The organism is Curtobacterium sp. ME-Dv--P-122a (genome assembly GCF_030209645.1).
In the GTDB taxonomy this organism is placed as follows: Bacteria; Actinomycetota; Actinomycetes; order Actinomycetales; family Microbacteriaceae; genus Curtobacterium; species Curtobacterium flaccumfaciens.
On record NZ_JARVRO010000005.1, the window covers coordinates 23,980 to 40,961 of the forward strand.

Consider the following 16,982-nt stretch of genomic DNA (forward strand, 5'->3'; position numbering starts at 1 on the left):
CCACTCCAGGTCCGAGCCCCGCGCCGGACCCACACGGACCTGTGGAGGCCGCGCCGAGCCTCCAGGCTGTGGAGGACGACAGGACGACGTGACGGACGGCACCACCCGCACGCTGCGGACCCAGCACCGGGGAGCAGACTGACGGGCGTGCCCACCCCACCCCGACTGAGCGACCTCTCCGGCCCGCGCGACGCCGACACCGGCAGCCTGCGCTCCCGTGGTCGACGCTTCACCGAACTCCTCTCGATCGCCCGCCGCCACCACCTGGTGCCGTTCCGCCGTCTCGACTTCTCGCACGACCCGGCAACGTCGGACCTGCGTCGCGACCAGGCCGAGCACCTGCGCCGGGCGCTCGAGGAAGCCGGTGGTGGATTCGTGAAGATGGGCCAGCTGCTGTCCACCCGTGACGACCTGCTGCCCGAGGAGTGGACCGAGGGACTCGCCCACCTGCAGCGGAACGTCACGGCGGCGCCGGCGGACGAGGTCCGTGCGCTCCTCGAACAGGAGCTCGGCGCCCCGATCGACCAGGTCTTCGCGACCTTCGACCCGGTGCCCGTCGCTGCGGCGTCCATCGCGCAGGTGCACCGCGCCCGGCTGCCCGACGGCACCGCGGTCGCCGTGAAGGTGCAGCGGCCGGGGATCGACGCCGCGGTGCGCCGCGACGTGGACATCGCACTGCGGGTCGTCCGGTTCATGGCCCGGTGGTCGACCGAGGCACGGCAGGTCGGGGTGCAGGACATCGCCGGCCAGTACGCGGACGACCTGATCCGGCAGGTCGACTTCGTCTCCGAGCTCCGGAACCTCACCGCGCTGCGTGCGGCCCAGGCCCGCAGCGCGCGTCCGGACGAGGTCCGGTTCCCGGACCCCTACCCGGACCTGTCCGGCCGGCGTGTGCTCGTGATGGAGTTCCTGGAGGGCGACACGCTCAGCGCGATCCGCGCCGAGCGTTCCGAGCGCGACCTCGACGCGCCGATGCGCGCGATCCTCCGCGCCTTCCTGCGCCAGGTCGTCTTCGACGGCCTGTACCACGCGGACCTGCACCCGGGGAACGTCCTGGTGCTGCGCGACGGGCGGCCCGCGTTGATCGACTTCGGATCGGTCGGGAGGCTCGACCCGGGTCTCCGGGACACGGTCCAGGACCTGTTGGCCGCGTACCTGCAGGACGACACGTCGCGGATCGCCGATGCGGTCCTGCGGATGGCGCCCGTGCGCGATGCCCACGACGAGCCCGACTTCCGTCGGGACATCGCCCGCTTCGTCGCGGACGAGCTCGGCCCGGGTGCACGCATCGGCGTCGACACCGTGGACGACGCGGTCGAGGTCTTCGGGCGGTACCGGTTGAAGCCGCCGCCGGACTTCGTCGCCGCGGCCCGCGCGCTGGCCATCTTCGAGGGCACGCTCCGCACGCTCGCACCGTCGTTCGACCTGCTCGAGGAGTCCCGCGGACTCGCCCGGGAGCAGATCACCGACCAGCTCCGGCCGGGCAAGCTCCGGGACCTGGCGGCGAAGGAACTGCTCGGCGTCGTGTCGGCTGCCCGTCGCCTGCCCCGCCGGGTGGACCGCATCGGCGAGGCGATCGAGACCGGCCGGTTCACGGTGAACATCCGGCTCTTCGCGGACAGCCGCGACCGGCAGCTCGTGTCCGGGATGATCCGGCGCATCCTGCTCGTGCTGCTCGGTGCGGGGGCGGGGATCCTGGCGATCGTCTACCTGTCCTTGCCGGCACGACCGACGGCGGCCCTGTCCACGGGGGTCGCGGGCGGGTTGCTCGGGGGAGCGGCGGTGGTGCTGCTCGGCTGGGCGGCGATCGACGCCTGGCTCGCTCGACGGCGACGCTGACCGCGGGCCCGGCGCCCGTCCGTGACCGGCGCGTCCGGCACGCACGCGCACCGCTCGGGCCGCCGGGCGGGCGTCCGCTACACTCGTCCGGGGCCGTCCGCGGCCCGAGGACACTTCACAACACGACCGAACGGGACACCGACGACTCATGGCCAGTACCACAGACATCAAGAACGGCGCCGTTCTCATCATCGACGGCCAGCTGTGGTCGGTCGTCGAGTTCCAGCACGTCAAGCCGGGCAAGGGCGGCGCGTTCGTCCGCACGAAGCTCAAGAACGTCGTCTCCGGCAAGGTCGTCGACCGCACGTTCAACGCCGGCGCGAAGATCGACACCGCCGTCGTCGACCGTCGTGACTACCAGTTCCTCTACGAGGACGGCGACTCCTACGTGTTCATGGACACCGACACGTACGACCAGATCCCGGTCTCCGCGACCGTGGTCGGCGACGCCAAGAACTACCTGCTCGAGTCCGCGATGGTCACCATCGCGATGAACGAGGGCAACCCGCTGTACGTCGAGCTCCCGACGTCGATCGTCACCGAGGTCGAGACCGAGCCCGGCCTGCAGGGCGACCGCTCCTCCGGCGGCACCAAGGACGCGACCATCATCGCGACCGGCCACCGCATCCAGGTCCCGCTGTACCTGGAGAGCGGCACCCTGGTGAAGATCGACACGCGCGACGGCAGCTTCCTCGGCCGCGTCAACTCCTAGGCGCTGACCGTATGAGTGCTCGTTCGAAGGCCCGCAAGCGCGCCCTCGACATGCTGTACGTCGCCGAGGTGCGTGAGCTGCCGATCGCGGACGTGCTCGCCACCGAGACGGTCCGGCACCTGGACCAGCCGGAGCGCGCCTCCAGCTGGGACTACGCCCGCCAGATCGTCACCGGTGTCGACGATGCCCGCCACGAGATCGACTCCGTCATCGTCGACCACGCCCAGGGCTGGTCGATCGCCCGGATGCCTGTGCTCGACCGGTGCATCCTGCGGATGGCCGTCTGGGAGCTCCGGTTCAACCCGGAGGTGCCCGACGCCGTCGCCATCGCCGAGGCGGTCGAGCTCGCGCAGTCGCTGTCCACCGAGGACTCCGCCGGCTTCGTCAACGGCGTCCTCGGGGCCGTCGCTGGCGGTCGTGCACCGTCCGGTCGGACGGTCGCAGGAGACCAGGAGTCCCGGTAGGGTTGACCACGTCAGCATCCTTTAATGCCGTCCAGTGAGGCGGGGAAGGGGGTCGACGTGGGAACCAGAACGGTCCTGCAACAGCCCGACATCACGCGTGCCCTGACACGCATCGCGCACGAGATCCTCGAAGCCAACCACGGGGGCTCGGACCTCGTGCTCCTCGGCATCCCGACCCGCGGCGCCGTCCTGGCGGAACGCCTCGGCCGGATCCTGGCCGGCATCGAGCCGGAGTGGTCCTCGGCCGCCGGTGGCATCGGGACGGAGCGTGTCGGCACGCTCGACGTCACCATGCACCGCGATGACCTCGGCCACGGCATCGGCCGCGCGCCGCACCGGACGGTCATCCCCGCCGGCGGCATCGACGGCAAGGTCGTCGTGCTCGTCGACGACGTGCTGTACTCCGGTCGCACCGTCCGAGCCGCGCTCGACGCGCTGCAGGGCATCGGCCGGCCGCGTGCCGTCCGGCTCGCCGTGCTCGTCGACCGCGGCCACCGCGAGCTGCCGATCCGCGCGGACCACGTGGGCAAGAACCTGCCGACCGCGTCCGACGAGCGGGTCACGCTGCACCTGGCCGAGACCGACGGCGACGACACCGTGTTCATCGAGCAGGGGGTGGCGTGATGCGGCACCTGCTCTCCACCGCCGACCTCTCCCGCGACCAGGCCGTCCACATCCTCGACGTGGCCGAGGAGATGGCCGAGGTGAACACGCGCGAGGTCCGGAAGCTCCCGGCCCTGCGCGGCAAGACCGTGGTGAACCTGTTCTTCGAGGACTCCACGCGCACGCGCATCTCGTTCGAGGCCGCCGCGAAGCGCCTGTCCGCCGACGTCCTGAACTTCGCCGCGAAGGGCTCGAGCGTCTCGAAGGGCGAATCCCTGAAGGACACCGTGCAGACCCTCGGCGCGATGGGCATCGACGGCATCGTCATGCGCCACGGTGCCTCGGGTGCCCCGCGGGTGCTCGCCGACGCCGACTGGATCGACGTGCCGGTGGTCAACGCCGGTGACGGCACCCACGAGCACCCGACGCAGGCACTGCTCGACGCCTTCACCATGCGCCGCCGCCTGCACGGTGCCGGCTCGCGCGGCCAGGGCCTCGACGGCGTGCGCGTCCTGATCATCGGCGACGTGCTGCACAGCCGAGTTGCCCGTTCGAACGCCTGGCTGCTCCGCACCCTCGGCGCGAGCGTGACCTTCGCCGCGCCGCCGACGCTGCTGCCCGCCACACCGACCCCGTTCGGCGCCGCGGTGCATCACGACCTCGACACCGCCCTGGCCGAGGACCCGGACGTCGTCATGACGCTCCGCATCCAGCAGGAGCGCATGAACGACGCCTTCTTCCCGAACCCGCGCGAGTACACGCGGCACTGGGGCCTGACGGCGGCGCGCTTCGGTCGGCTGTCCGAGCGCACGCTGATCATGCACCCCGGTCCGATGAACCGCGGGCTCGAGATCGCCGGCGTCGCCGCCGACGACCCCCGTTCGACCGTCGTCGAGCAGGTCGAGAACGGCGTCTCGGTCCGGATGGCCGTCCTCTACCTCGCCCTGACGGGCAGTGCCGGCACCGGCACCGACGCGAAGGAGTCCGCCGCATGACCGCTCACCTGATCCGTGGCGCGCAGCTGGTCGACGGCTCGCGTGCCGACATCCGCCTGGAGGCCGGTCGCATCACCGCGGTCGGGTCCGGTCTCGACACGGCCGGCGCCACCACCGTGGACGCGGACGGCCTCATCGCCCTGCCCGGCCTCGTGGACCTCCACACGCACCTGCGCGAGCCCGGTCACGAGGAGTCCGAGACCGTCCTCACCGGCTCGCGTGCCGCCGCCGCCGGTGGCTTCACCGCCGTGAACGCCATGGCGAACTCGAGCCCCGTCGCCGACACCGCCGGGGTCGTCGAGCAGGTCCAGGCCCTCGGTGACGACGCCGGCTACGTGACGGTCCGCCCGATCGGTGCCGTGTCGCAGGGGCTGCAGGGCACGCACCTGTCCGAGATCGGCGCCATGGCGACCTCCCGTGCGAAGGTCCGGGTGTTCTCGGACGACGGCTCGTGCGTGGCCGACCCGCTGCTCATGCGCCGCGCACTCGAGTACATCAAGGGCTTCGGCGGGGTGCTCGCGCAGCACGCCCAGGAGCCCCGGCTGACCATCGGCGCGCAGATGAACGAGGGCCGACTGTCCTCGGAGCTCGGCCTCGCCGGGTGGCCCGCCGTCGCGGAAGAGGCGATCATCGCCCGCGACGTCCTGCTCGCCGACCACGTCGGAGCACGCCTGCACGTCTGCCACGTCTCGACGGCCGGCAGCGTCGAGGTGATCCGGTGGGCGAAGTCCCGCGGCATCGACGTCACGGCCGAGGTCACCCCGCACCACCTCGTGCTCACCGAGGACCTCATCGCCGGTCACGACGGTGCGCCGGGCTACGACGCCCGCTACAAGGTGAACCCGCCCCTCCGCGCCCGCGAGGACGTCGAGGCGCTCCGCGCGGCCCTGGCCGACGGCACCATCGACATCGTCGCGACCGACCACGCACCGCACACCGCCGAGGCGAAGTGCTGCGAGTGGCCCGCCGCCGCGAACGGCATGGTCGGCCTCGAATCCGCGCTGAGCGTGGTGCAGTCCGCCGTGGTCGACGACGGGCGGCTCGACTGGGCCGACGTCGCCCGGGTGCTGTCCGAGGCGCCGGCGCGGATCGGCCGGGTCGAGGGGCACGGGCAGCGCATCGCCGAGGGAGCACCCGCCGAGATCACGCTCTACGACCCGTCGGCCAGCCGCGAGTTCGCGGTCACCGACCTCGCCGGTCAGTCGCAGAACTCGCCGTACCTCGGCATGACCCTGCCGGGCCGGGTCGTCGCGACCTTCCACCAGGGGTACGCGACGGTGCTCGACGGCCGGGTCGTCGACGCGGACACGATCGCGGCGCACGCGGCGGCGCTCCGGACAGGGGCGCGCGCATGAGCGGTGACACGCAGCGCTGGCTCCTCGGCGCGGTGATCCTGCTCGCGGTCGCCGCCCTGTTCGTCGCGATGGCGCGCACCTGGCGGACGCGGACCAGGAAGCAGGCGGAAGCCGTGCCTCCGGTCCGGGTGCCGGCCGACCTGGCACCGGCGGTCGGGTCGTGGGACGGGTTCACCGTCGCGACGACCCGCGCCGACCAGCCGTTGGAACGCATCACCGCAGGCGGCCTCGGCTTCCGCGGCCGCGGCGGGGTGACGGTCCACGCGACCGGCGTGGTGATGCGCCTCGCCGGTACCGACGACCGCTGGATCGCGCGTGACGCGGTCCGCGGTGCCGACCGCTCCACGTGGGCGATCGACCGAGTGGTCGAACCCGGGGGACTGGTCCGTCTGCGATGGACGGCGACCGGCGCCGCAGGTGCGACGGACCTGGACACCTACTTCCGGTTCCCGGAGGGCGACGCAGCCGCGCTGCACGCCCTGCAGGGACTGACCGAGACCGGGCCGCAGGCAACTGCGGCCGATGCTCCGCGAACCGCGGGCGAAGGGAAGAAAGCATGACACGCGAACGGGCCGTCCTGGTCCTCGAAGACGGCACCCGGTACGACGGCTGGGCCTACGGCGCCCGTGGGCGCACGCTCGGCGAGGTGGTCTTCGCGACAGGCATGACCGGCTACCAGGAGACGCTGACCGACCCCTCCTACGCCGGACAGATCGTGGTGCAGACCGCGCCGCACATCGGCAACACCGGGGTGAACGACGAGGACCCCGAGTCCCGTCGCATCTGGGTCGCCGGGTACGTGGTGCGCGACCCCAGCCGCGTGGTGTCGAACCACCGCGCGAACGCCACGCTCGACGACCACCTGGTGCGCGACGGCATCGTCGGCATCTCCGGCATCGACACCCGCGCACTCACCCGCCGCATCCGTGACGCCGGCGCCATGAAGGGCGGCGTCTTCAGCGGTCCGGACGCGGCGCTGTCGGCCGAGTCGCAGCTGGACGCGGTCGTGTCGCAGGCGACCATGGCCGGTGCGAGCTTCTCGGCGGTCGTGTCCACCCCGGAGACCTACGTCGTCCCCGCCGTCGGCGAGCAGATCGGCACCCTGGCCGTGCTCGACCTCGGCGTGAAGGCCTCGACCACCCGGTACCTCGCGGCCCGCGGCTTCGAGGTGCACGTGGTGCCGCAGGACATCTCCGCTGCGGAGCTGGAAGCCCTCGCACCGGACGCCCTGTTCTACTCGAACGGCCCCGGCGACCCCGCCGCGTCGGACGCGCAGGTGGAACTGCTGCAGGACAGCCTGCGCACCGGCCGACCGTTCTTCGGCATCTGCTTCGGCAACCAGCTGCTCGGCCGCGCGCTCGGCTTCGGGACCTACAAGCTGCCCTTCGGCCACCGCGGCATCAACCAGCCGGTGCTCGACACGACCACGGGCAAGGTCGAGATCACGAGCCAGAACCACGGCTTCGCGGTCGACGCGCCCCTCGGTGAGGTCCTCGAGTCCCCGGCCGGGTTCGGTCGGGTCGAGGTCTCGCACTACTCGCTGAACGACAACGTGGTCGAGGGCCTCCGCGCGCTCGACGTGCCGGCGTTCAGCGTGCAGTACCACCCCGAGGCCGCCGCCGGACCGCACGACAGCATGTACCTCTTCGACCGGTTCGCGGACATGGTGCGCGAGCGTCGCGACGGGGAGCCGCTCGACGCGGCCACCGCCGACGCCACGACCCCCGCAGCAGACATCACCAAGGAAGCGAACTGATGCCCAAGCGCGCAGACATCAACTCCGTCCTCGTCATCGGCTCCGGCCCGATCGTCATCGGTCAGGCCGCCGAGTTCGACTACTCCGGCACCCAGGCATGCCGCGTCCTCCGGGCCGAAGGTGTCCGGGTCATCCTGGTCAACCCGAACCCGGCGACGATCATGACCGACCCCGACTTCGCCGACGCGACCTACATCGAGCCGATCACGAACGCGTCGCTCGAGGAGATCATCCGCATCGAGAAGCCGGACGCCGTCCTGCCGACCCTCGGCGGCCAGACGGCCCTGAACGCGGCCATCGCGCTCGACGAGGCCGGCATCCTCGCGAAGCACGGCGTCGAGCTCATCGGCGCCAAGGTCGAGGCGATCCAGCGCGGCGAGGACCGCCAGCTCTTCAAGGAGCTCGTGCTCGAGTCCGGTGCCGACGTCGCCCGCAGCCACATCGCGCACACGTTGGAGGAAGCGAAGGAGTTCGCGAAGGACCTCGGGTACCCGCTGGTCGTCCGCCCGTCGTTCACCATGGGCGGCCTCGGCTCGGGCTTCGCGTACAACGAGGCCGAACTCGTCCGCTTCGTCGGCGACGGGCTGCAGTCCAGCCCGACGACCGAGGTCCTGCTCGAGGAGTCCATCCTCGGCTGGAAGGAGTACGAGCTCGAGCTGATGCGCGACAACTACGACAACACCGTCGTCATCTGCTCCATCGAGAACGTCGACCCGGTCGGGGTCCACACCGGTGACTCGATCACGGTCGCCCCCGCGCTGACCCTGACCGACCGCGAGTACCAGAACATGCGGAACATCGGCATCGACATCATCCGTCGCGTCGGCGTCGACACCGGTGGCTGCAACATCCAGTTCGCCGTCGATCCGTCCAACGGCCGCGTCATCGTCATCGAGATGAACCCCCGCGTGTCCCGCTCGTCGGCCCTCGCGTCGAAGGCCACGGGCTTCCCGATCGCCAAGATCGCCGCGAAGCTCGCCATCGGCTACCGGCTCGACGAGATCGAGAACGACATCACGAAGGTCACCCCGGCGAGCTTCGAGCCGACGCTCGACTACGTGGTCGTGAAGACCCCGCGGTTCGCGTTCGAGAAGTTCCCGGCCGCCGACGCCACCCTGACCACGACGATGAAGAGCGTCGGCGAGGCGATGGCCATCGGCCGGAACTACGCCACGGCACTGCAGAAGTCGCTGCGCTCGCTCGAGAAGCGCGGGTCGAGCTTCCACTGGGACACCCCGGCGTCCGAGCTCGACAAGGACGCCCTGCTGGCGAAGTCGTCGATCCCGACCGACGGCCGCATCGTCACGGTCCAGCAGGCCCTGGTCGCGGGTGCCACCGCGGACGAGGTCTTCGAGGCCACCAAGATCGACCCCTGGTTCATCGACCAGATCGTGCTCATCAACGAGGTCGCGGACGAGGTCCGGGCCGCCGACACCCTCGACGCGGACACGATGCGCTGGGCGAAGGAGCACGGCTTCAGCGACACCCAGATCGCGAGCCTGCGCAGCACGGACGCGGCACCGGTCTCCGAGCAGCAGGTCCGTGACGAGCGGCACGCCCAGGGCATCCGACCGGTCTTCAAGACCGTCGACACCTGCGCCGGCGAGTTCCCCGCCCTGACGCCGTACCACTACTCGTCGTACGACACCGAGACCGAGATCACGCCGAGCGACCGCAAGAAGGTCGTCATCCTCGGCTCCGGCCCGAACCGCATCGGGCAGGGCGTCGAGTTCGACTACTCGTGCGTGCACGCGTCCTTCGCTCTGAGCGCCGCCGGGTTCGAGACGATCATGATCAACTGCAACCCCGAGACCGTGTCGACCGACTACGACACCTCGGACCGCCTGTACTTCGAACCGCTGACCGCCGAGGACGTCCTCGAGGTCATCGAGGCCGAGGCCGCGTCCGGCGAACTCGTCGGCGTCGTCGTGCAGCTCGGTGGCCAGACCGCACTGGGTCTGGCGAAGCCGCTCGAGGCCGCGGGCCTCCCGATCCTCGGCACCAGCCCCACCGCGATCGACTCGGCTGAGGAGCGCGGGCAGTTCTCCGCCATCCTCGACGCCGCCGGTCTGCTCGCACCGCGCAACGGCACGGCCCACGACCTGTCGAGCGCGACCACGGTGGCCGAGGAGATCGGGTACCCCGTCCTCGTCCGCCCGTCGTTCGTGCTCGGCGGCCGCGGCATGGAGATCCTGTACGACTCCCCGTCGCTCGCGGACTACTTCGACCGGATGGCCGACCAGGCGATCATCGGCCCGGAGCTCCCGCTGCTGGTCGACCGGTTCCTCGACGACGCCGTGGAGATCGACGTCGACGCGCTCTTCGACGGCGAGCGGCTCTACATCGGCGGCATCATGGAGCACCTCGAAGAGGCCGGCATCCACTCCGGCGACTCGGCCTGCACCCTGCCCCCGGTCGGTCTCGGCCGCGCGGAGATCCAGGGCGTCGTCGACGCGACCGAGAAGATCGCCCGCGGCATCGGCGTGCAGGGCCTGCTCAACGTCCAGTTCGCCATCGGTGCCGGCGTGCTCTACGTCCTCGAGGCGAACCCGCGCGCCAGCCGCACCGTGCCCTTCGTCTCGAAGGCGCTCGGCATCCCGCTGGCCAAGGCCGCGTCCCGCATCATGACCGGCACCACGGTCGCCGAGCTCGTCGCCGAGGGCATGCTGCCCGAGCGTGACGGGGCGTTCGTGCCCGCGCAGTCGCCGGTCGCCGTGAAGGAAGCCGTGCTGCCCTTCCGTCGCTTCCGCACCCGCGAGGGCCAGGTCGTCGACTCGGTGCTCAGCCCCGAGATGCGCTCCACCGGCGAGGTCATGGGCATCGACCGCGACTTCCCGCGGGCGTTCCTCAAGTCGCAGGACGCCGCGTACGGCGGCCTGCCGACCAGCGGCACGGTCTTCGTGAGCGTCGCAGACACCGACAAGCGCGCGATCGTGCTGCCGGTGCACCGCCTGCAGCAGCTCGGCTTCACGATCATCGCGACCGAGGGCACGGCGGAGATCCTCCGCCGCAACGGCATCGAGGTCGGGATCGTCGGCAAGTACAGCCAGGGCGGCGAGAGCGTCGTCGACCTGCTCGCCCGGGGCGAGGTCGACATCGTGATCAACACGCCGTCGGGTGCCGCCGGTCGTGCGGACGGGTACGAGATCCGTGCGGCCACGGTCGCGGCGGACAAGCCGCTGTTCACGACGATCGCGCAGATCGGGGCGGCCGTCGCGGCGATCGAGACGATCGGTTCGCCGCTCAACGTCCGCAGCCTGCAGGACTACGCGCTCGAGCGCGCGACCTGGTGACGGCTGCCGGCATGGCAACGAACCAGTCGGGAGGCCCGGCCTCCTTCGGCGACCGCCTCGCGTCCGCCATGGGGGAGCGTTCACCGCTCTGCGTCGGGATCGACCCCCACGCCGCCACCCTGGCGGCGTGGGGGCTCGCCCGCGACGAGCAGGGCCTGACGGCGTTCGGCGCGACCCTGGTCGACGCGGCCGCCGGCCGCGCGGCGATCGTGAAGCCGCAGGTCGCCTTCTTCGAGGCGGCGGGGGTCGCGGGCTACCGTGCGCTCGACGCGACGATCCGCCGGGCGCGCGATGCGGGCCTCCTGGTCGTCGCCGACGTGAAGCGGGGCGACATCGGCACGACCGGCGACGACTACGCACTGGCGTGGCTCGACCGCGACGGGCCGTTCGCGGCCGACGCCATGACGGTGTCGCCGTACCTCGGGTACGGCTCGCTCCGGGGCACGATCGACGTCGCGCGCCGGAACGGTGCCGGGGTCTTCGTGCTCGCGGCGACGAGCAACCCCGAGGCGCGGGTGCTGCAGACCGCGGTGCTCGCGGAAGGACCGCGTACCGGCCGGACGGTCGCGGCCGGTATCGTCTTGGACGTGGCAGACGACAACCGGTCCGTGGGCGATCAGGCCCTCGGCGACGTCGGGCTCGTGCTCGGCGCGACCCTTCACCTCGACGACTTCGGCATCGACGCGGACGCGATCGGCACCGCGCCGGTCCTCGCCCCGGGCTTCGGTGCCCAGGGTGCCCGTATCGAGGACCTCCGTGCGCTGTACGGCGCCCGTGCCGAGCAGGTGCTCGTGAGCGAGTCGCGCGGCCTGCTGACCGATGGCCCGGACGGCGTCGCGGCGCTCGTCACCGACCGGGCAGACCGCATCCGCACCGCACTGGCGGCGGCAGCGTGACCGACGAGCACGAGGGCCTGCCCGCACACCGGACCCCGCCAGAGGTCGACCGCGTCGCTGCGGCGAAGGCCGCCGTCGCCGCGCGACGCGCCCGGGCCGCGGTGAAGGCCGCGATCGCGTCGGGGGAGCGCTCGGCACTCGACGTCGCCCGCGCCGCGTGGGACGACTCGCTGGTCGAGACGACCTCGGCGGAACGCTCGCTGCGGGTCCGTGACCTGCTCGTCAGTCTGCCGGGCATCGGCCCCGCACGAGCCGAGGCGATCATGGGGACCCTGCGGATCGCCCCGTCGAAGCGCCTCGGTGGCCTGGGGACCCGGCAGCGGACCGCCCTGGCGGACTGGCTCGCCGCCCGCGGGCGCAAGCGTGGTGCCTCGAAGCTCGTCGTGCTCGCCGGACCCACCGCGGTCGGCAAGGGCACGGTCAGCGCGCACATCCGACAGCACTACCCGGACGTCAACCTCAGCGTCTCCGCCACCACCCGGAAGCCGCGCCCCGGCGAGGTCGACGGCGTGCACTACTACTTCGTGGACGACGATGAGTTCGACCGCATGATCCGCGACCGCGAGCTGCTCGAGTGGGCGACCGTCCACAACTCGTACCGGTACGGCACCCCGCGCCCGCCGATCGACCGCGCGCTCGACGCCGGCGAGAAGGTCATGCTGGAGATCGACCTGCAGGGCGCCCGGCAGGTCCGCGACGCCATGCCCGAGGCGGTGCTCGTGTTCCTGCTGCCCCCGACGTGGGAGGAACTGGTGCGCCGACTCATCGGCCGTGGCACCGAATCCGCCGAGGAACAGGCGCGTCGTCTCGAGACCGCGAAGGTCGAGCTGGCCGCGCAGGACGAGTTCGACGTGCGGATCGTGAACTCCGATGTCGGCACCGCGGCACGTGAGGTCGTAGACTTGTTCTCTGCGCCCTGACGGGTGCACTGACTTCGAGGAGACACCATGGCCAACCCCCAGGGCATCATCGACCCGCCCATCGACGACCTGCTCAGCAAGGTCGAGTCGAAGTACGCGCTCGTCATCTTCGCGTCGAAGCGCGCCCGCCAGATCAACGACTACTACGCCGACCTGCACGAGGGCTCGCTCTTCGACAACGTCGGACCGCTCGTCGACTCGACGATCGACGACAAGCCGCTGTCCGTCGCGCTCCACGAGATCAACGAGGACAAGCTCACCGTCACCAAGCAGCAGCAGCCCACCGACTGATCCCGGTGACTGCAGCTGCTCTCCGCCTCTTCACGTCCGAGTCGGTGACCGAGGGGCACCCCGACAAGATCTGCGACCAGATCTCGGACAGCATCCTCGACGCACTGCTGACGGTCGATCCGAACGCGCGCGTCGCCGTCGAGACGATGGTGACCACCGGGCTCGTGCACGTCGCCGGCGAGGTCACGACCTCCGGCTACGTGGAGATCCCCAAGCTCGTCCGTGACGTCATCACCGGCATCGGCTACAACTCGTCGGACGTCTCGTTCGACGGTGCCACCTGCGGTGTCGAGGTCTCGATCGGCGCGCAGTCGCCCGACATCGCGCAGGGTGTGGACGAGTCGCTCGACTCCCGCACCGGTGCCGTCGACCCGCTCGACCGTCAGGGCGCCGGCGACCAGGGCATCATGTTCGGCTTCGCGACGAACGAGACCCCCGAGTACATGCCGGTCGCGATCTGGCTGGCGCACCGCCTGGCCGAGCGCCTGGCCGCGGTCCGCAAGTCGGGCGAGTTGTCGTTCCTGCGCCCGGACGGCAAGACCCAGGTCACCATCGGGTACGACGGCGTCGTGCCGAAGACCGTCGAGACCGTCGTGCTCTCCACGCAGCACTCGCCGAGCGTCACGCTCGACGAGCTCACCACGGCGATCACCGAGCACGTGATCCGTCCGGTCCTCGACCTGGTCGACCTCGACTCGTCGCACGTCGACGTCATCGTGAACCCGACCGGTCGCTTCGAGATCGGTGGCCCCCAGGGCGACGCCGGGCTCACCGGCCGCAAGGTGATCGTCGACACCTACGGCGGGGCCTCTCGTCACGGTGGCGGCGCGTTCAGCGGCAAGGACCCGTCGAAGGTCGACCGTTCGGCGGCCTACGCGCTGCGCTGGGTCGCCAAGAACGCGGTCGCCGCGGGGCTCGCCGACCGGCTCGAGGTGCAGGTCGCCTACGCGATCGGCCGTGCGAAGCCCGTCGGGCTGTACGTCGAGACCTTCGGCACCGGACACGTCGACGACGCCACGATCGAAGCCGCCATCCGCCAGGTCTTCGACCTGCGGCCGGCCGCGATCATCCGCGACCTCGACCTGCTCCGACCGATCTACGCGCAGACCGCGACCTACGGCCACTTCGGCCGCGAGCTCCCCGGGTTCACGTGGGAGCAGCTCGACCGTGTCGAGGAACTCCGCGCCGCCGCAGGACTCGTCGCCGCGACCGTCTGAAGCACCGCGTGACCACCGTCGCGCGCGTCGTCCTCGACTCGCCGCTCCCGCAGTTGGACCGTCTGTTCGACTACCGGGTGCCGGCCGAGCTCGAGGACGACTGCGTCGCGGGGGTCCGCGTCAAGGTGCCGCTGCGCACCGGGGCACGGATGTCCGACGGGTACGTGATCGAGATCGTCACCGAGGGTGAGTACCCCGGTGAGCTCAGCCAGATCGAGGCCGTCCTGTCCCCGGTGCCCGTGCTCGCGCCGGAGATCTGGACCCTCGCGCGCGCCGTCGCCGACCGTGCCGCGGGTGTCGCCTCCGACGTCCTGCGCCTGGCCGTGCCGCCGCGGCAGGTGCGCGCCGAGAAGGCCTGGCTCGCCCGGGACACCGCGTGGTCGCCGCCGCCGGTGACCGCCCCGCCCGTCACCGGCTACGCCCACGGCGTCCTGGAGGCCGTGGTGACGGAGCACGGACGCGCTGCGGTCGCCGCCGTGCCCCAGCCCGTGGCGGTGGGTGGCGCGGACGCACCGGTCTGGGTACCGGGATGGGCCGCGACGCTCGCCCAGGCTGCGGCGCACACCCTGGTGGCCGAGCAGTCCGCGGTGATCGCCGTGCCGGACTTCCGCGACGTCATCGACCTCGAGCGCGCCCTGCTCGCGGTGCTGCCGCCGGAACGGGTGGTGCGCTTCGACGCCAAGCAGACGAACGGGCAGCGCGCGAAGGCCCTGCTGCAGGCCCGCACGCACCCGGTGGTCGCGATCGGCAACCGTACGGCGATGTACGCGCCGGCGACGGAGCTCGGCCTGATCGCGATGTGGGACGACGGCGACGCCTCGTTCATCGAGCAGCGGGCGCCCTACGTGCACACGCGTGACGTGGCCCTGGTGCGGGCCGCCCAGTCCGGGGCCGCGCTGCTGTTCGTCTCACACGCGCGCAGCACCGACGTGCAACGGCTGGTGGAGCTGCACTGGCTGCAGGACGTCGTGCCCTACCGCGTGAAGACGCCGAAGGTCATCCCCACCGTGCAGCAGACCGGGGCCGAGGGGTTCGCCGCACAGGCCCGCATCCCGAGCTCCGCCTGGCGTGCCGCGCGCGAGGCCAGCCAGCACGGTGCCGTCCTGGTGCAGGTCGCGAGCCCGGGCTTCGGCACGGGGCTGGTCTGCGCCGAGTGCGGCGAACGCGCGCACTGCCGGGTCTGCGGCGGGCCGCTCGGCAGCCCGCACCGCGGCGCCACGCCCCAGTGCCGCTTCTGCGGCGCGCTGGCCGTCGGCTTCCGCTGCCCGACGTGCGGCAACGGCACCGTGAAGCCGGTCGGCCAGGGGGCACAGCGCACCGCGGAGGAGCTCGGGCGGGCGTTCCCCGGCACCCGGATCATCGTCGCGGACGGCTCCCGCCCGCTCGACGAGGTTCCCGCCAAGCCATCGGTCGTCGTCGCCACCCGTGGGGCCGAGCCGTCGGTGCCGGGGGGCTACGCCTGCGTGCTGCTGCTGGACGGCGAGAAGATGCTCGCCCGCGAAGGGCTGCGGGTGCAGGAGGACGTGCTGCGCTTCTGGACGAACGCCGCCGCGAAGTCGGCCCCCGGTGCCGAGGTGTACCTGGTCGGGATCGGTGGGCGGCTGGCGTCGGCGATGGCCTTGTGGCAGCTCGACGGTCCCGCGCACGACGAGCTCACCGACCGCCGCGAACTCCACTTCCCGCCGGCGGTGCGGGTGGCGACGATGACCGGCACCGACGAGGCCGTCACCGCTGCGGTCGAGGCCCTCGGCGACGCTGTCGTCGGTCCGGTGCTCGGCCCGGTCCCGGTCGAGGACGACACGTTGCCGGGCACGGTCCGGGCCATCGTGCGGTTCCCGTACGCGCACGGGGCCGAGGTCGCCGCGACGCTCAAGGCCGAGGTGATCCGGCGCTCGTCGACCCGGCGGGTGCTCAAGGGTGGCAACCGACGACGGGCCGCTCCGACGCTGCGGGTGCGATTGGACGACGCGGAGCCGTTCTCCGAGGTCTGACCGCGCCCGGGTCCGTGTGGGCCCGGGCGCTGCACGACGCAGAACGACACCGTCGACGTCGTGCGACGTCGGCGGTGTCGTTCGGGGTCTGCCGCCGGGTGGCGCCAGGCAGGTGCGGGTCGGTCAGGCGTTGGCGGGCCGGCGACGCTCGCGCGGCAGCACGACGCCGAGGGCGACCATGCCGATGGCGAGGACGAGGTGCAGCCAGTTGTCGGCGTTGTTCAGCGGGACGAAGTTCGCACCCGAGCTGTGCCCGGCGGTGAACAGGCCGTAGACCCACAACACGAAGTAGACGATCCCGCCGAGCACCAGGTACATCCGCGAGCCGGAGGCGCGGTTGGCGGCGAGCAGTCCGACGACGCCGAACAGCAGGTGCACGATGTTGTGCAGCACGGACACCTGGAAGATGCCGAGCAGCATGCCCATCGACTCGTGTCCGGCCCCGGCCAGGTCGCCGGTCGTGATGCCGGGGATGAACCCGGCGATCCCGACGAGCAGGAACACGATGCCGACCACGAGGGCGGCCTTCTGGACGGACGAACCGGCGTAGCGGTTGGTGGCGGTGGTGACGTCGCTCATGGTGGTTCCTTTCCTGATGTGCCCCAGACGGTACGCAGCCGATGCTCTGCTGTCCCCAAGGTGAGCCGGAA

The 16,982-nt window shown here is 71.6% G+C and carries 15 protein-coding genes; 14 read left to right on the plus strand and 1 reads right to left on the minus strand.

Annotated features, from left to right (window positions below):
- Positions 1–147: 147 nt before the first annotated feature.
- From QRN49_RS03815 to QRN49_RS03880, 14 genes are all read left to right on the plus strand, one after another.
- Entirely contained in the window at positions 148–1,839 is a 1,692-nt protein-coding gene (locus tag QRN49_RS03815; RefSeq protein WP_284753990.1) for an ABC1 kinase family protein, read from the plus strand.
- A 148-nt stretch (positions 1,840–1,987) separates the two neighbouring features.
- A complete protein-coding gene (gene efp, locus QRN49_RS03820) occupies positions 1,988–2,551 on the plus strand; it encodes an elongation factor P (RefSeq protein ID WP_017887175.1) in 564 nt (187 codons plus the stop codon).
- 11 nt (positions 2,552–2,562) lie between these two features.
- Positions 2,563–3,015, plus strand: coding sequence for a transcription antitermination factor NusB (gene nusB, locus QRN49_RS03825; RefSeq protein ID WP_027465744.1), 453 nt, complete (start codon positions 2,563–2,565; stop codon positions 3,013–3,015).
- A gap of 24 nt (positions 3,016–3,039) precedes the next feature.
- Complete coding sequence (gene pyrR / locus QRN49_RS03830) at positions 3,040–3,639, plus strand: bifunctional pyr operon transcriptional regulator/uracil phosphoribosyltransferase PyrR (protein ID WP_017887177.1); 600 nt, start codon at positions 3,040–3,042, stop codon at positions 3,637–3,639.
- Positions 3,639–4,613: an aspartate carbamoyltransferase catalytic subunit gene (locus tag QRN49_RS03835; protein ID WP_110864574.1), complete on the plus strand. Its 975-nt coding sequence runs from the start codon at positions 3,639–3,641 to the stop codon at positions 4,611–4,613. The genes pyrR and QRN49_RS03835 overlap by 1 nt, the downstream gene beginning before the upstream one ends.
- A complete protein-coding gene (locus tag QRN49_RS03840) occupies positions 4,610–5,968 on the plus strand; it encodes a dihydroorotase (RefSeq protein WP_284753991.1) in 1,359 nt (452 codons plus the stop codon). The genes QRN49_RS03835 and QRN49_RS03840 overlap by 4 nt, the downstream gene beginning before the upstream one ends.
- Entirely contained in the window at positions 5,965–6,528 is a 564-nt protein-coding gene (locus QRN49_RS03845) for a PH-like domain-containing protein (RefSeq protein ID WP_042540296.1), read from the plus strand. The genes QRN49_RS03840 and QRN49_RS03845 overlap by 4 nt, the downstream gene beginning before the upstream one ends.
- Positions 6,525–7,724, plus strand: coding sequence for a glutamine-hydrolyzing carbamoyl-phosphate synthase small subunit (carA, locus tag QRN49_RS03850; protein ID WP_111031600.1), 1,200 nt, complete (start codon positions 6,525–6,527; stop codon positions 7,722–7,724). The genes QRN49_RS03845 and carA overlap by 4 nt, the downstream gene beginning before the upstream one ends.
- Complete coding sequence (gene carB, locus QRN49_RS03855) at positions 7,724–11,017, plus strand: carbamoyl-phosphate synthase large subunit (protein WP_284753992.1); 3,294 nt, start codon at positions 7,724–7,726, stop codon at positions 11,015–11,017. The genes carA and carB overlap by 1 nt, the downstream gene beginning before the upstream one ends.
- Before the next feature lie 11 nt (positions 11,018–11,028).
- Positions 11,029–11,913, plus strand: a complete 885-nt coding sequence (pyrF, locus tag QRN49_RS03860; RefSeq protein ID WP_284753993.1) for an orotidine-5'-phosphate decarboxylase — start codon at positions 11,029–11,031, stop codon at positions 11,911–11,913.
- A complete protein-coding gene (gene gmk, locus QRN49_RS03865; protein ID WP_239001435.1) occupies positions 11,910–12,833 on the plus strand; it encodes a guanylate kinase in 924 nt (307 codons plus the stop codon). The genes pyrF and gmk overlap by 4 nt, the downstream gene beginning before the upstream one ends.
- 27 nt (positions 12,834–12,860) lie before the next feature.
- Positions 12,861–13,124 (plus strand): DNA-directed RNA polymerase subunit omega, encoded by a 264-nt coding sequence (gene rpoZ, locus QRN49_RS03870; RefSeq protein ID WP_017887186.1) that lies wholly within the window; start codon positions 12,861–12,863, stop codon positions 13,122–13,124.
- A 5-nt stretch (positions 13,125–13,129) separates the two neighbouring features.
- Positions 13,130–14,341, plus strand: a complete 1,212-nt coding sequence (gene metK / locus QRN49_RS03875; protein WP_282820014.1) for a methionine adenosyltransferase — start codon at positions 13,130–13,132, stop codon at positions 14,339–14,341.
- A gap of 8 nt (positions 14,342–14,349) precedes the next feature.
- A complete protein-coding gene (locus QRN49_RS03880; RefSeq protein WP_284753994.1) occupies positions 14,350–16,332 on the plus strand; it encodes a primosomal protein N' family DNA-binding protein in 1,983 nt (660 codons plus the stop codon).
- A 123-nt stretch (positions 16,333–16,455) separates the two neighbouring features.
- On the opposite strand, the gene QRN49_RS03885 is transcribed toward QRN49_RS03880, so the two are convergent.
- Positions 16,456–16,911 carry a DUF4383 domain-containing protein gene (locus QRN49_RS03885; protein WP_284753995.1) on the minus strand — a complete coding sequence of 152 codons (456 nt, stop codon included), beginning with the start codon at positions 16,909–16,911 and terminating at the stop codon, positions 16,456–16,458.
- Between the last annotated feature and the right edge of the window lie 71 nt (positions 16,912–16,982).